The organism is Brachybacterium sp. EE-P12 (assembly GCF_003711805.1).
In the GTDB taxonomy this organism is placed as follows: Bacteria; Actinomycetota; Actinomycetes; order Actinomycetales; family Dermabacteraceae; genus Brachybacterium.
In genome coordinates, this window is sequence record NZ_QXCP01000009.1 from 397,415 (window position 1) to 411,794 (window position 14,380).

A 14,380-nucleotide genomic window follows, 5' to 3' on the forward strand; every position below is an offset into this window, starting at 1 on the left:
TCAGCTTCCGTCGGCGGCGGGGGTCAGGCGAGGAGGGAGAGGTCCAGGTGGTCGGGGCCGCCCTCGACGACCCGGAGCGGGACCCCCCAGTCCTGCTGGTGCATGTGGCAGGCGGGGAACTCCACGGCAGGGTCCGCGTCGCAGGAGGCGGCGCGGGCGCTGACGTGCAGCACGCCCTCGGTGTACGCGGGGTCGAGGGTGACCGTGCGCTCGAGCGCCGTGTCGACCCCTCCCCCGCCGGTGAGCATCGAGGTGGGGGTGGTGGCGATGGTGACCTGGGTGGAGGGGCCGAGGGAGTCGTCGAGCTTGTGCCCGGGCGGCGGGGTGAACAGCACCCGCACGGCGAGCGGTCCGGGACCGACCTCGACGGCGGGGCGCTCGGAGCGCTGCGCGCCCTCGTCGATCACGCGCTCGGCCGCCTTCGCGACCGGCACCCAGGTGATGCGGTGGGAGCCGGACTCCACGACGATCAGCTGGCCGATCCCGTCCACGGGCGGGCCGACGATCGCGTCCGAGGGCTCGCGCAGGTCGGTCGCGACGGTGACGACATCGCCCGTCTCCTCGTCCAGGAGCCGGATCGCGCCGTTGTAGGTGTCGGCGATCGCGACCCGGCCGTCGGGCAGGGCGGTCACGCCGAGCGGGTGCTGGAGGCGGGCGCGGTCCAGCGGCCCGTCCACGTGCCCGAAGTCGAACAGGCCCTTGCCCACCAGGGTGCTGACCTGCATCGTCTGCGGGTCCAGGAGCCGCACCGCGGAGGACTCGGAGTCGGCGACGACGATCCGCCCGTCGGGCATCTCGTCCAGGCCGGAGGGCTGCGCCCACCAGGAGGTGACGGCCGGCCCGTCGACCAGGCCCTCCTGGGTGGTGCCCGCGAGGACGAGCAGCGCGCCGGTGGCGGGGTCGAAGGTCCACAGCTGGTGGATGCCGGCCATCGCGATCACGGCCCGGTTCAGGGCGTGCGACCAGGTGAGGTCCCATGGCGTGGACAGCGAGAAGGAGCGGGCGTCGCCCTCGCCGCGCGGGAGCGGCTCGCCCTGCATCCACTGCTCGCCGGTGCCGGCGACGGTGATGACCTCGGTCGCGCTGCGGGAGCGGAACAGGCGGTCCTGGCCCACGCGCACGCCGCGCAGGCGGTGGCCGGCGGTGTCCGCGACCAGCAGGTCGTAGCCGACCTCGTCGGCGATCTCGGCGGGCAGGGCGAGGACCCCGTTGGGCTCGGCGAAGCGGGCGACGGTCTCGTCGCCGTCGGTGTGGCCGCGCTCCCCCGTCCCGATGATCGCGTCGACGGTCGCGCCGTCGGCCTGGAAGACGACCAGGCGGTGCTGGCCGGCGTCGGAGACGACGAGGCGGCCGTCGGGCAGGACGGCGAGCTTCGAGGGGAAGCGGAGGGTCTGCTCGGGACGGTCGGCGAGGACGGTCGGGGCGGGGCCGCGGCGCAGGGACCCGTCGGCCTCCCCCTCGGCGACGAGCTCGGCGACCAGGCGGTCGAGGTTCGCGGCGTGCCCCTCGCCGGAGAGGTTCCCGGCGATGCGGCCGTGGGTGTCCAGGACCATCAGGGTGGGCCAGGCGCGGGCGCCGTAGGCGCTCCAGGTCTCGAGCTCGGGGTCGTCGATGACGGGATGGGAGACCTCGTAGCGCTCGATGTTGGCCTTCAGCGCCTCGGGGTCCTTCTCGAACTCGAACTTCGGCGAGTGCACGCCGACGACGACGAGCTCATCGGCCCACTTCTCCTCGAGCGGCCGCAGCTCGTCGAGGACGTGCAGGCAGTTCACGCAGCAGAAGGTCCAGAAGTCCAGCAGCACGATCTTGCCGCGCAGCGCCTCGAGATCCAGTTCCGCGCCGCCGGTGTTGAGCCAGCCCCGGCCGCGCAGCGGCGAGCCGTGAGCGCGGGAGGTCAGGGGCGCAGAAGGGTCCGACGGTGTGGTCATGGGGTCCAGTGAACACCGGATCGGCGCCCCGGGGCCAACTCAGGTGACATGCGCGGACTTCCGCCGCCGCTCACCAGGTCGCGATCCAGGCGGCGAGGTCGGGGTCGGTCAGGGAGGTCAGCGCGAGGTCCGCGGCCGGGACGGGATGACCGGGCGCGGGCACCGCGATCAGGCGCAGCCCGGCATCGCGCGCGGCGCGGGCCCCGGTCCCGGAGTCCTCGAGCGCGAGGCAGTCCTCGGGCCGCTCGCCGAGTGCGATCGCGGCCTGCGCGTACATGTCGGGGGCGGGTTTGGGGCGCTCGACGGTGTCGGAGGCCTCGAGCACGGTGAAGTGCTCGCGCAGCCCGCCGGCGGTGAGCTTGTGGTCCAGCGACTCGAGCCAGGAGTTCGAGGCGCAGCCGAGCCTCCTCCGGGCGGCGGCGGCGCGCAGCACCTCGGCCGCGCCGGGCAGGGGGCGGATCCCTCCGTCGAGCTCCCGCTCGAACTCGCGGTGCAGGTCGGCGAGGACGATCTGCTGGTCGCGGCCGGCACGGCGGGCGATCAGCTCGGCCGCGATCTCGATCGTCGAGCCGTGCAGCGCCGCGTCGTCCGCGGGCTCGAGCACGGCGCCGTGGGCGGCGACGACCCGGTCCTGGGCGCGCTGCCACACCGACTCGGTGTCCAGCAGCAGGCCGTCGCAGTCGAAGACGACGGCGCGCGGGGTCCAGTCCCCGAAGGCACGGGCGAAGCGCTCCGGGATCGCAGTCATCGCCGCACCTCCCAGCCCGCGATCCACTCGGCCAGCACCGGATCGGCGAGGGAGTCCAGTCGGCGCGGCGCGACGGGCTCCTGCCCGGGGATCGACGGCACCGCGATGAGCTGCATCCCGGCGGCGAGCGCGGCCTGCGCACCGGTCTCCGAGTCCTCGACCGCGAGGCAGTCCGCGGGCGCGGCCCCGAGCGCCGCGGCGGCGGCGAGGTAGAGGTCCGGGGCGGGCTTCGCCGCGACGACGTCGTCGAACGAGATCGCGGCGTCGAAGGCGTCGGCGAGGCCCAGCCCCTCGAGGGTCCCCTCGAGCAGGTCCCGCGGGGAGTTCGAGGCGACGGCCAGGGGGCGCCGTGCCGCGATCGCCCGCACCGTGTCGACCACGCCGGGCAGCGGCTCGAGCGGTCCGCCCATGCGCTCCTCGTGCTCGGCCAGCAGCTCCGCCCCGGCCAGGTGCGGGTCCTTCCCGACGGCCTCGGCGAGCGCGGCGACGACCACCTCGATGGGCCGGCCGGTCAGGGCACGGCGCGCGACCGGGTCGAGCCCGGCGCCATGACGGGAGAGGTAGTCCTCCTGCAGCGCGAGCCAGCGCGCCTCGGTGTCCACCAGCAGCCCGTCGCAGTCCAGGACGACGGCCGACGGGCTCCACTGCGGCGGCCAGGTCTCCAGCGGGGAGGGGGCCGCGGTCTCGCTCTGAGGACTCATGCCCCCAGCCTATCGGCGCGTCCTCCGCCCCCCTCCTCCGCTCAGGCCGAGGCGGCGGCGAGGCCCTGCTCGAGGTCGGCGAGGATGTCGTCGATGTGCTCGATGCCGACCGAGAGGCGCACGAAGCCGGGGGCGATCCCGGCCGCGCGCTGCTCCTGCTCGGTCAGCTGCGAGTGGGTGGTCGAGGCGGGGTGGATGACCAGGCTGCGCACATCTCCGATGTTCGCCACGTGCGAGTGGAGCGTCAGGGCGTCCACGAAGCGGCGTCCGGCCTCGAGACCGCCGGGCAGCTCGAAGCCGAGCACGCTGCCGGCGCCCTGGGGCAGGTAGCGCCGGGCTCGCTCGTGGTGAGGGGAGGACTCGAGCGAGGCCCAGGTGACCGCGCCCACCCGCTCGTCGGCCTCGAGGAAGGCGGCGACGCGGTGGGTGTTGGCCAGATGGCGCTCCATCCGCAGCGGCAGCGTCTCCAGGCCCTGCCCGATGAGGAAGGCGTTGAACGGGGAGACGGCCGGGCCCAGGTCGCGCAGCAGGTTGGTGCGGGCGCGAGTCGCGAAGGGGGCGGGGACGCCCGCGAAGACAAGACCGTTGTAGGACTCGTCGGGCTCGGTGAACTGGGGGTACTTCTGCGCGTGAGCGGTGAAGTCGAAGCTGTTCCCGTCCACGATCGCGCCGGCGATCGAGGTGCCGTGGCCGCCGAGGAACTTGGTCGCCGAGTGGACGACGACGTCGGCCCCGTGCTCGAGGGGGCGCAGCAGCCACGGGGTCGCGACGGTGTTGTCGACGATCAGCGGCACGCCGACCTCGTGGGCGACGTCGGCGAGGGCGCGCAGGTCGGGGATGTCCTGCTGCGGATTCGGGATGGACTCGACGAAGAAGGCGCGGGTGGTGTCGTCGGCCGCGGCGCGCCAGGACTCGGGGTCCGTGGGGTCCGCGACCCACTGCGGGGTGATCCCCAGCTTCGTGAGGGTGTGCTTGAAGAGGTTGAAGGAGCCGCCGTACAGGCTCGGGGAGACGGCGATCGAGTCGCCGGCGCCGGCGAGGTTCAGGATCGACAGGGTGATCGCGCTCTGGCCCGAGGCGAGCAGGAGGCCGGCCGCCCCGCCCTCGAGTGCGGCGATGCGGTCCTCGACCACGGCCTGGGTGGGGTTGGTGATGCGGGTGTAGATCGGGGCGGGCTCGGCGAGCGCGAAGCGGTCCGCGGCCGACTGCGTCGAGGGGAAGACGAAGCTGGTCGTCTGATGGATCGGCAGGGCGCGCGAGCCGGCGTCCGAGTCGGGGGCCTGTCCGGCGTGGACGGCGAGGGTCTCGAACTGCTGGGGCTGCTGCGTCATGGCGGTGCTCCTTCACAGGGGGCGGGAGGGCTCAGCCTGTCCGCGGCGCTGCGCGGGGGCGAGCAGTGTGAACGTCTGTGTCCGCCCCGGTGCGGCATGGATCCGCCCCGGGCGGCCCTCGCGCCGCCCCGCTCACGCCCCGAGGGCGAGCACCCCGCCCTGCCACCGGCTGCGCAGCCAGCGGTCGTGGGAGGCGATCAGCACGGTCCCGTCCCAGCCCGCGAGCGCGGCCTCGAGCCGGGTCGCGGTGACCAGGGCGAGATGGTTGGTGGGCTCGTCGAGGATCAGCAGCTCGGGCGGGTCCAGCAGCACCGCGGCGAGCATGACGCGGCGCAGCTGGCCGCGCGAGAGGGTCTCCATCGGCCGGGCGAGGTCCCGGGGGTGGACGAGCCCGAACAGCTCCGGCACCGCCTCGTCCGGCAGGCCCGCGGCGGCGCGGAGGTGCGCGCCGACGGTGCGGCCGGGCACGGGCGCGTCGTCCTGCCCGAGGTGGCCGATCCGCAGCGCGCGGGGTCGGCTCACGGTGCCGGAGGTCGGCTCCAGACGCCCGGCGACGACCTCGAGCAGGGTCGACTTCCCGCTGCCGTTCGGCCCGGTGACCAGCAGGTGCTCCCCGGCCGAGAGGGCGAGGGACACGGGTGCGAGCCGTCCCGCGACGGCGACGTCGGCGAGGGCCAGCTGGACCTGGCCGGCGCCGCGAGGGGCGGCGGGCAGGTGGGTGAGCTCGAGCTCGGCCGGAGGCTTTCGCACCTGGTCCCGCTCGAGCTGGTCGAGGCGCTGCTCGGCGTCGCGCACGTGCCGGGAGACACGCACGGCGTTGCGGTCGGCGAAGAACTTCCGGGCCATCCGCACCTCCGCCCGGCTATGGGACTCGCGGCCCAGGGTGTGCGCGTCCCGGGCGACCTCCCGCAGCCGCGCCAGCTCCTCCTGCTCAGTGCGATGGCGATGCTCCCACCGGTCGCGGGCCTCGTAGCGGGCCAGCAGGTAGTCGCTGAACGTGCCGGTGTACGCGGTGAGCCCGCCGGGCTGCTCGCCGAGCGGAGACTCAGCGGGGTCGAGGTCGAGCTGTGCGGAGGTCGCGTCGTCGAGGAAGGCGCGATCGTGGCTCGCGATGAGCACCGGGCCGGGATGCTCGGCGATCGCGGCGGCGACGAAGGCGGCGGCCTCGTCGTCGAGGTGGTTCGTCGGCTCGTCGAGCAGCCAGCTGGTGGGGCGGGCGATCAGCAGGTGCGCGAGCGCGAGCCGCTCGCGCTGGCCGCCGCTGATCTCGCCGAGCGCGGTGTCGCCGGCCAGGGCTTCGAGTCCGAGCCCGGCGAGGGTCTCCTCGGCGCGGCGCCCCGCGTTCCAGACGTCGGCGAGGGTCGCCTCGGTCAGCAGGCGGTCGTAGCGGGCGGCGGCCGCGGGGGTGCCGTCCGCGAGCTCCTCCCCCGCCGCGACCAGCTCCCGCTCGAGCCGACGGGAGCGCTCGAGCGCGTCGGCGACGACGTCGGCGAGCGGGGTGCGCGGGCCGAAGGGCAGCTCCTGGCGCAGCATCCCGACCGGTCCGGGGACGTCGCAGGCCCCGGCGTCGGCGGCCAGGTCCCCGGCGAGGATGCGCAGCAGAGTGGACTTGCCGCTGCCGTTCTCGCCGAGCAGACCGGTGGGGCGCCCGGCGGGCACCACGAGGCTCACGTCGGTCAGGACGCGTCGGTCCGCGGCCTGGCCGGGATAGGAGAAGGAGATCCCGTCGGCCCGCAGGTGCAGGGCGGGATCGGGCGTGGGGGTGTGCGCGGTCATGGATCAGCTCCTCGGCGCGGAGGGACGACGGGCGACGGGGCTGATCACAGGAGCATGCCGACCAGGCTAGGGGCGGCGCCCCGACCGTGTCGACGGATTATCGACGCGGGTCCCCGGGGCGCGGCGTCCCGCCGAGCGCCTCGACCGCGGAGCGGATCCCAGCGGGGTCGCCGAGGCGGCGGGGGTCCTGCGGGAAGTCCTCGAGCGCAGCGGCCGACGCCTCGACGTCCGCCCCGGCCAGCAGCGCGACCAGCGCGACGCGGACGCTGCCGCCTGCGGCCTCGAGCACGCGTGCGGCCTCCTCGGGGGCGGCGCCGCTGGCCTGCACGAGCATCCGCACGGTGCGGGCGACGAGCTTCGCGTTGGTGGGGCGGACCTGGATCATGAGGTTCCCGAAGGTGGTGCCGAGCCTGACCATCGTCGCGGTGGAGAGGGCGTTCAGGGTCAGCTTCTGCGCGGTGCCGGCCTTCATGCGGGTGGAGCCGGTGACCACCTCGGGGCCGACGTCCAGCAGGATCGGATGGTCGGCGAGCGGGGCGAGCTCGGCGGCGGGGTTCGCGGAGATCAGCGCGGTGGGCATCCCCGCGGCGCGGGCCGCCTCGAGCGCGCCGCGCACGAACGGGGTGCGGCCGCTCGCGGCGAGGCCGATCACGACGTCGCCCTCTCGGCATGCCTCGCGCACCAGCTGCGCGCCCTGCTCGGCGGAGTCCTCGGCACCCTCGACCGCGGTGAGGAAGGCACCGGGCCCGCCCGCGAGGTGGGCGGTGACCATGGACTCGTCGGCGTCGAAGGTGGGCGCGAGCTCGACCGCGTCGAGCACCCCGAGCCGGCCCGAGGTCCCGGCCCCGAGATAGTGGACCGTGCCGCCGCCCGCGATCGCCGCCACGCACGTCTCCACCAGCTCCGCGATCTCGGCGGACCGCGCCTGGACCGCCGCGGCGACGGTCGCGTCCTCGCCGAGGATCACGTCGACCATCCCACGGGCGTCGAGGGTGTCGAGCTCGGCGCTGGCGGGATTGCGCTCCTCGGTGGGCGAGGCGAGCCCCACGAGGTCGGCGTCGTACGGGCTCGGGTCCTGGCCGGCAGTGCTCACGTGGTCTCCGATGATCGCTGGGCGTCGCACGGGACAGCGTAGGACAGGCGGCGGCCCCTACGATGTGGTGACCGCTCGGGGAGGAGAGATCGATGGGCCAGCACCTGGTGATCGCCGGGGACGTCGGGGGGACCCGCTCCCGCCTGGTCGCCGCACCGCCGGACGGCGCGGTCCTCGCCCGGCTCGACGGCCCCGGCGCGAACCTCCGCTCCTCCGGGGCGTCGGCGCTCGAGGACCTCGCCGACACGATCGGGGAGGTCCTCGCCCGGGCCCGGCGCGCGCTCGAGGCCGAGGGGGCGTGCGCGGAGGGCGCCGAGGTCGCGGCGGTCGCGCTCGGCATCTCCGGGGCGGGGCCCGCCCGCGCGGCCGAGGTGCGCGCCGCGGTCGCCGAGCACCTGACGGGCCTCGGCATCCCCGCGCGGCGGCTCCTGATCACCGACGACCTGCACACCGCCTTCCTCTCGGGCGGAGTGGGCGACGACGGCCTGCTCGTCCTCGCCGGCACCGGCGCGGTCGCGGTCCGCTTCCACGACCGGCAGGCGGTCGCGCGACGGGACGGGATGGGCTGGCTGCTCGGCGACATCGGCTCCGCGGTGTGGCTCGGCCGACGCACCCTCGAGGCGGTCGCCGCGGACCTCGACGGGCGCGGCCCCCGCACCCTGCTCACCGAGGAGGTCGGCGCCGCCCTCGGCCTCGACCTGCGCGAGGGGCAGCGCCCGCCCTCCCCCACCGGCGACCCGCGCCAGGATCTGATCCGCGCGCTGGACGAGCAGCTGCCCGCCGGCGCGCCCGCGGCGCTGGGACGCTTCGCCCCGCTGCCCGCCCGGGTGCGCACCGACCCGGTCGCGAGCGACATCCTCCACACCGCGATCGCGCACGTGCTGGACACGATCGAAGCACTGGACCCCGAGGCGGTGCTGGCCGTGGTGCTCGCCGGCTCGGTGCTGACCAGCCCCGGCCCCCTGCACGACGAGGTCACCGCCTCCCTGCAGGACCGACGCCGCACGGTCCGCGCCGCCCCCGACGGACTGCCCGGCGCGCTGCTGCTGGCGCGCGAGCACGCCGATCGGGACCGTCGATGAGCGGCTCGTTCCCGGGCACCGACGCCCCTCGCGACGACTAGGATGGCGGGCGTCCGCGCCGTCCCTCCGGAAGAAGGCTCCCCTCGATGCCCGAGCTCCACGACCAGATCCCCACCCGTGAGAAGGTGCTGATCATCGGCGCCGGCCCGGCGGGCCTCGCCGCGGCCGCCTCGCTGACGGCGCTCGAGGTGCCCTTCGACATCGTGGACCGCGCCGATCACGTCGGCGGGATCTGGGATCCCGAGCGCGAGGACTCCCCGGTCTGGCCCGCGATGGAGATGATCTCCTCACGCGAGCAGACCCAGTACGAGGACCTCCTCCAGCCGGTCTCCTTCCCCGAGTTCCTCTCCCCCGCCCACATGGCGAAGTACCTGCGCGCCTACGCCTCCCGGCACGGGATCACCGAGCACTTCCGCCCCCGCACCGCCGTGCGCTCCGCGCGCCCCTTCGAGGAGGGCGTGTGGGAGGTCGAGCTCTCCACGGGAGAGATCGGGATCTACCGCGCGGTGATCTCTGCGCACGGCATCTCCTCGCGCCCCCACCGTCCCGGGTGGGCCGCCGACGTGCCGGACCCGGTGCGGGTCCTGCACTCCTCGGAGTGGACCGGGGCCGACGGGCTCGAGGGCAAGCGCGTGCTCGTGGTCGGCTCCGGGCAGTCCGCTGCGGACATCGCCGTCGACGCCGCGAGGCGCGCCCTCGAGGTGCGCTGGTCGATGCGCACCGGCCACTGGATCGTGCCGCGCCGCATCGCGGGCATGCCGGGCGACGTCGCCGCCTCCCGCGAGCCGGCCCTGCTGGGCGGGCTCAACGCCCGGATCGCCGAGACCGTCATCCGCCGCACCGTCGGCGACCCCGTCGAGGCGGGCCTGCCCCGCCCCGCGCTGCCCCTGCTCGAGGACCGGGTGATCGTCTCCGACGACCTGCTGCAGCGGGTGCGCGAGGGTCGCATCACCCCGGCCGGCGCGGTCCAGGGCGTCGACGCCGAGGGAACCGTCTCCCTCGCCCGCAGCGAGGGGCTGCCCGGCACGGACGCCTACTCCGCAGACGTGATCGTCCTGGCCACCGGATACGAGACCGGGGCCGACCACCTCCCCGAGGACCTCGTGCCCCGCACCGCGAGCGGCGAGGCGGACCTCTTCCTCGGCGCCTTCGCGCGCGGCCGCGACGACCTCGTGATCCTGGGCCAGCAGCGCGTCTCCGGCGGGGTGCTGCCCATCCTCGTCGAGCAGGCCGACATCGCCGCGTACATGATGGCCGCGACCCGGGACGGCGGCTCCTCCCCCGCGCTCGAGCAGTTCCGGCGTGTGCGCGGCGGCGCCGAGAGCGCGATCCCGGCCCGGCCCGCGCCCGCCTCCGAGGGGCTGCGCGGACGGCTCGAGACCGTCGTTGGCACCCGCCGGGTTACCGCCCGCGAGCTGCCCTCCGGGCAGGGCGCGAGCGAGGGGCTGATCCCGGCCGCGGACCGCGAGACGCAGCTCGCCCGGCTCCGCTCGGTGCGCAGCCTCTTCGACTGACCGGGCGGGCTCAGCCGCGGCGGCGGGCCCGCAGCGCCGCCCCGCCGAGCAGCAGCGCGGCCAGCGCCACCACGATGAGCACGAGCGTGCCCGCGTCGCGCTGATCGGCGAGCGCGTCGGCCCGCCAGGTGCGCCCGGTCGCCCCGAACCAGCTCGCCGCGAGCAGCACGTCGGTGACGCGCAGCGCGACCCCTCCCGCGAGGCCCAGCAGCAGCGGCGCCGCGACCACCACGACGCGCCGCGGCGCCGGGGCGAGGCGCGCGGCGAGCGCGATCAGCGCCCCGGCGGCCAGCGCCAGCATCTGCAGCGCGAGATGGGCGGCGTGGCTGTCCAGGGCGAGGCGCAGCGCCGGCGGGATGGCGTAGACCGCGCCGAGCAGCGCGGGCCCCGCCGCGGCGGCGAGCGCCGCGAGCGGCCACCGCCCGCTCAGCGGGATGCGCAGCCACGACGGGACGGTCGCCGCGCAGCCCAGGAGCACCCCGGCGGGGAGCAGGAGCAGCACGTGCTGGAGGACGTGCGCGGAGAGCAGCACCTTGCTGTAGACGTTCAGCGGCCCGGACGTGAGCAGCACCAGCACCACCGCGCCGAGCACCAGCATGACGGTGCGGGCCCGCGGACGGGCCGGGGCGGAAGGCCGCCACCAGATCAGGATCAGCACGCAGGCCAGCGCCATCCCGAAGGGGTCCGGGCGCCACTGGGTCGCGACGGTGAGGAGATCCGGCGCGGGCGGCAGCGGGTACCCGGTGAGCGTGCCCGCGGTGCCCGCGGGCGGGGTGCCGGCCTCCGCGGGCGGCGGGGAGGAGCTCATCGCGGCGGCGAGCGCGACGGCGAGCCCCATCAGCGCGAGCTCGAGCAGGGCCAGTCGTCGGTAGGTGTCCAGGGCGCGGCGCCCCTCGGCGCCCTCGCCGAGACCCGTCGCGAGCTGGCGGCGCTGGAGCGCCCCGAGCAGCCCCAGGAGCAGCAGCAGCACGGCCTTGCCGAGCCCGATCTGCACGTAGGCGCTGGTGAGGATCTCCGCGGGCGTGTTCATGCGCACCGCGAGCGCGAGCACCCCGGACAGGGCCAGCGCGATCCAGCAGATCAGCGCGAGATGGGAGTAGCCGCGCAGCACGCGCACGTCGTCCCGGCCGCGGCCGGGCAGCACCTGCAGCACGGCCAGGCCGCCCAGCCAGATCCCGACGGCGAGCAGGTGCACGAGCATCGTGGAGGTGGCGATCTCGTGGGTCTCGTCGCCGGCGGCGTGCCCGGTCATCGCGGCGGTGAAGGCGACGACGGAGGCGAGCACCGCGACGGTCCGGGCCAGCAGCGCGGAGGTGCCGAGCACGGCGACGGTCGTCGTCGCCGCCGCCGCGAGCAGGCCCACCAGCAGCCACACGCCGAGCTCGGTCGCGACGAACACCCCGAGGTCGGAGCCGAAGCGGTCCGATCCGACGGGCTGACCCGTCGCGATCGCGTAGGAGAAGGCGAGGGAGGCGCCGCGGGCGAGGGTGGTGACCGCGGCGGCGCCCGCCACGATCCCGAGGGCGCGGGCGCGGTCGGTCCGCTCGCGCAGGAGCCAGCCCGCGACCACGGCGCCGCCGATGGTGAGCGCGCCGGCGAGGTCGGCGAGGGTCGCGGCGATCGGGGCGCCGAGGCGGGCGACGGGGCCCGCGTCCAGCAGCACGAGGTTGTCGCCGCCGGCGGCGTCGGCCGCGAGCACGGCGAGCAGGCACAGCACCGCGAGCGCGGGCAGCAGGGCGAGGAGGGTGCGGCGCGCGGTCACGAGGCGATCACCAGGCCCACCCACAGCGCGCCCATGCCGGCGCCGACGCTGAGCATGAGATAGGCCAGCGCGATCGAGTAGGCGCCCCGGCGGACGATCTCGACGATGTCCGCCGCGGCGGTGGAGAGGGTGGACAGACCGCCGCAGAAGCCGGCGCCGAGCAGCGTGTAGATCACCCCGCCCGTGCCCGTCGCGGAGCCCAGCCGGGCCACGACCACTCCGAGGACGAAGCAGGCGGCGACGTTGACGAGGAAGGTCAGCCAGGGTGTGAGCTTCTCGCCGTGCTCGAGGCCGCGCCGCGCGATCAGGTGCGCGCCGCCGATCTGCACGCCCCAGCGCGCGAGCGCGCCGAGACCGCCGCCGAGGCCGACGAGGACGAAGGTCAGCACGACCAGCCCGGCGCTCATGCCCGGGCCTCGGTCCGCGCGGCCAGCCGGTGCCCCAGCAGCAGGCCGGCCACGACCGCGGCGAGGCACAGCACGAGCGTCAGTCCGGCGTAGATCAGGGCCAGGATAGGGAAGTCGGCGCCGATCATGGCGGAGCCCTCGAGGACGACGGTGGACATGGTGGTGAAGCCGCCGCACAGCCCCGTGCCCAGCAGGGGGTGCATCCAGGGCCGGCCCGGGGTGATCTCGAGGTACCCGTTGAGCGTGCCGAGGCCGAGGCAGCCCAGCAGGTTCACGATGAGCGTCGCCCAGGGGATCTCGACCAGGGTGGGGGTGGTGACGGCGGGGGCGAGCACGGACAGGGCGAAGCGCAGCACCGCCCCGAGGCCGCCGCCGACCGCGACCAGCAGCGCGACCTGCCAGGTGGGCAGGCGGACGGGCGGCGGGCCGGAGCCGAGCGTGTCGGACTCCGTGACGTCCACGAAGCGCAGCGCCGCCATCTCGACGGTCTGCATCCGCGGGTCGTCGCGCCGCGGGGGCGGGGTGGGGCTCGAGGTCACCGGAACAGGGTACCGAGCAGAGGCTGGGCGACCCTCACCCCCAGACGAGCCCCAGCGAGGGGTCCTCGAGCACGGCGGAGACGTCCCGCAGCAGCTCCGCGCCGAGCGCCCCGTCGATCAGGCGGTGGTCGAAGCTCAGCGAGAGGGTCGCGACCCGGCGCGGCTCGATCCGCCCCTCGACCACCCACGGCTTCTCCTTGATCGCGCCGACGCCGAGGATCGCGGACTCGCCGGGGTTGAGGATCGGGGTGCCGGAGTCGATGTCGAAGACGCCGTAGTTCGTGATCGTGATGGTGCCGTCGCGGGTGTCGCGCAGGGAGGTGCGGCCGGCGCGGGCGGTGCGGGCCAGCTCCCCGATCCCCTCGGCGAGCTCGCGCAGCGTCATCAGGTGGGCGTCCTTGAGGTTCGGGACGATGAGGCCGCGCGGGGTGGCGGCGGCGATGCCCAGGTTCACGTAGTGCTTGTAGACGATCTCCTGCGCGTCCTCGTCCCAGGAGGCGTTGACCTCGGGGTTGCGTCGGATCGCGACCAGCAGCGCCTTCGCGATCACGGCGAGGGGGCTGACCTTCACGTCGGCCCATTCGCGGGCGGCGCGCAGCTGGGAGACGATCCGCATCACGCCGGTCATGTCGATCTCGTTGAAGACGGTGACGTGCGGGGCGGTGAAGGCGGAGGCCACCATCGCCTCGGCGGTGCGCTTGCGGACCGAGCGGATGGGGACGCGGGTGGTCCGCTCATCGCTGGTCACGCCCGAGAAGGGCTGGTCGCGGGTGGTCTTCATGACGGTGCCGAGGTGCTCGGGCGCCTGCGGGGACTCCTCGGGGAAGTAGTCGCCGTCGGTCTCGGCGCCGTAGGCGCGCTGCTGGGCGTTGAGCACGTCCTGGCGCGTGACGGTGCCCTCGGGGCCGGTGGCGAGCACGTCGTGCAGGGCGATGCCGAGGTCGCGGGCGAGCTTGCGCACCGGCGGCTTGGCGAGGATGCGGTCGATGGGGACCTGCCCGGCCGTGCTCTCCTGCGCGGGGGCGGCGCGACGGCGACGACGACGCGGACCGGCGGCGGAGCTGGAGCGCTCCCCGTAACCGACGAGGTTCTTCGGCTCCGCGCCGGTCTCGGCGGCCGGGGTGACCTGCTCCGCAGACGGAGTCGCCTGCTCAGCAGCGGGGCCGGCCTGCTCGGCGAGCTCCTCGGCCGACGGGTCCGGCTCCGGGCTCGCGGCGGCCGGGGCGGGGCCGCCGGAGGTGTCCACGCGCAGCAGCGGTGCGCCGACGGGGACCTCCTCGCCGACGGCGACGAGGATCTCGACGACGGTGCCGGCGACATGGCTGGGCAGCTCGACGGCGCTCTTGGCGGTCTCGACCTCGACGACGGGGTCGTTGATCTCGAGGCGGTCGCCGACGGCGACCTTGAGCTCGAGGATCTCGGCCTCGGTGAGGCCCTCGCCCGGGTCGGTGAGCGCGATCGTGACGATCGAGGAGGCGTTCATGGTCGTGATCCTTTCA

General features: G+C 75.3%; 12 protein-coding genes. 2 read left to right on the forward strand and 10 right to left on the reverse strand.

Annotated features, from left to right (window positions below; all coding sequences use genetic code 11):
* Window positions 1–23 precede the first annotated feature (23 nt).
* The 6 genes from D1648_RS14085 to D1648_RS14110 all read right to left on the reverse strand — a co-directional run bounded on the left by D1648_RS14085 (window position 24) and on the right by D1648_RS14110 (window position 7,577).
* Entirely contained in the window at window positions 24–1,928 is a 1,905-nt protein-coding gene (locus D1648_RS14085) for a thioredoxin-like domain-containing protein (RefSeq protein WP_122942919.1), read from the reverse strand.
* Between the two features lie 70 nt (window positions 1,929–1,998).
* Window positions 1,999–2,676 (reverse strand): HAD family phosphatase, encoded by a 678-nt coding sequence (locus tag D1648_RS14090; protein WP_122942921.1) that lies wholly within the window; start codon window positions 2,674–2,676, stop codon window positions 1,999–2,001.
* Complete coding sequence (locus tag D1648_RS14095; RefSeq protein ID WP_122942923.1) at window positions 2,673–3,377, reverse strand: HAD family phosphatase; 705 nt, start codon at window positions 3,375–3,377, stop codon at window positions 2,673–2,675. Before D1648_RS14095 ends, D1648_RS14090 begins: the two co-directional genes overlap by 4 nt.
* A 41-nt stretch (window positions 3,378–3,418) precedes the next feature.
* Window positions 3,419–4,708: an O-acetylhomoserine aminocarboxypropyltransferase/cysteine synthase family protein gene (locus D1648_RS14100; RefSeq protein ID WP_122942925.1), complete on the reverse strand. Its 1,290-nt coding sequence runs from the start codon at window positions 4,706–4,708 to the stop codon at window positions 3,419–3,421.
* 132 nt (window positions 4,709–4,840) lie between these two features.
* Window positions 4,841–6,484 (reverse strand): ABC-F family ATP-binding cassette domain-containing protein, encoded by a 1,644-nt coding sequence (locus D1648_RS14105; RefSeq protein WP_122942927.1) that lies wholly within the window; start codon window positions 6,482–6,484, stop codon window positions 4,841–4,843.
* Window positions 6,485–6,581: 97 nt separating this feature from the next.
* Window positions 6,582–7,577, reverse strand: a complete 996-nt coding sequence (locus D1648_RS14110) for an N-acetylmuramic acid 6-phosphate etherase (protein WP_122942929.1) — start codon at window positions 7,575–7,577, stop codon at window positions 6,582–6,584.
* Between the two features lie 92 nt (window positions 7,578–7,669).
* Here D1648_RS14110 and D1648_RS14115 point away from each other — a divergent pair, with 92 nt between their 5' ends.
* Window positions 7,670–8,659 carry an N-acetylglucosamine kinase gene (locus D1648_RS14115; RefSeq protein WP_122942931.1) on the forward strand — a complete coding sequence of 330 codons (990 nt, stop codon included), beginning with the start codon at window positions 7,670–7,672 and terminating at the stop codon, window positions 8,657–8,659.
* 86 nt (window positions 8,660–8,745) lie between these two features.
* Window positions 8,746–10,173 carry an NAD(P)/FAD-dependent oxidoreductase gene (locus D1648_RS14120; protein WP_122942934.1) on the forward strand — a complete coding sequence of 476 codons (1,428 nt, stop codon included), beginning with the start codon at window positions 8,746–8,748 and terminating at the stop codon, window positions 10,171–10,173.
* Between the two features lie 10 nt (window positions 10,174–10,183).
* Here D1648_RS14120 and D1648_RS14125 read toward each other — a convergent pair whose 3' ends face one another.
* Genes D1648_RS14125 through D1648_RS14140 form a run of 4 tightly spaced genes read right to left on the reverse strand, consistent with a single transcriptional unit; the run spans window position 10,184 to window position 14,364 of the window.
* Window positions 10,184–11,935 (reverse strand): cytochrome c oxidase assembly protein, encoded by a 1,752-nt coding sequence (locus D1648_RS14125; protein WP_122942936.1) that lies wholly within the window; start codon window positions 11,933–11,935, stop codon window positions 10,184–10,186.
* Complete coding sequence (locus D1648_RS14130; RefSeq protein WP_122942938.1) at window positions 11,932–12,342, reverse strand: CrcB family protein; 411 nt, start codon at window positions 12,340–12,342, stop codon at window positions 11,932–11,934. Before D1648_RS14130 ends, D1648_RS14125 begins: the two co-directional genes overlap by 4 nt.
* Entirely contained in the window at window positions 12,339–12,881 is a 543-nt protein-coding gene (locus D1648_RS14135; RefSeq protein ID WP_241155504.1) for a CrcB family protein, read from the reverse strand. The genes D1648_RS14130 and D1648_RS14135 overlap by 4 nt, the downstream gene beginning before the upstream one ends.
* Window positions 12,882–12,915: 34 nt before the next feature.
* Entirely contained in the window at window positions 12,916–14,364 is a 1,449-nt protein-coding gene (locus D1648_RS14140) for a dihydrolipoamide acetyltransferase family protein (RefSeq protein ID WP_122942941.1), read from the reverse strand.
* Window positions 14,365–14,380: the final 16 nt, after the last annotated feature.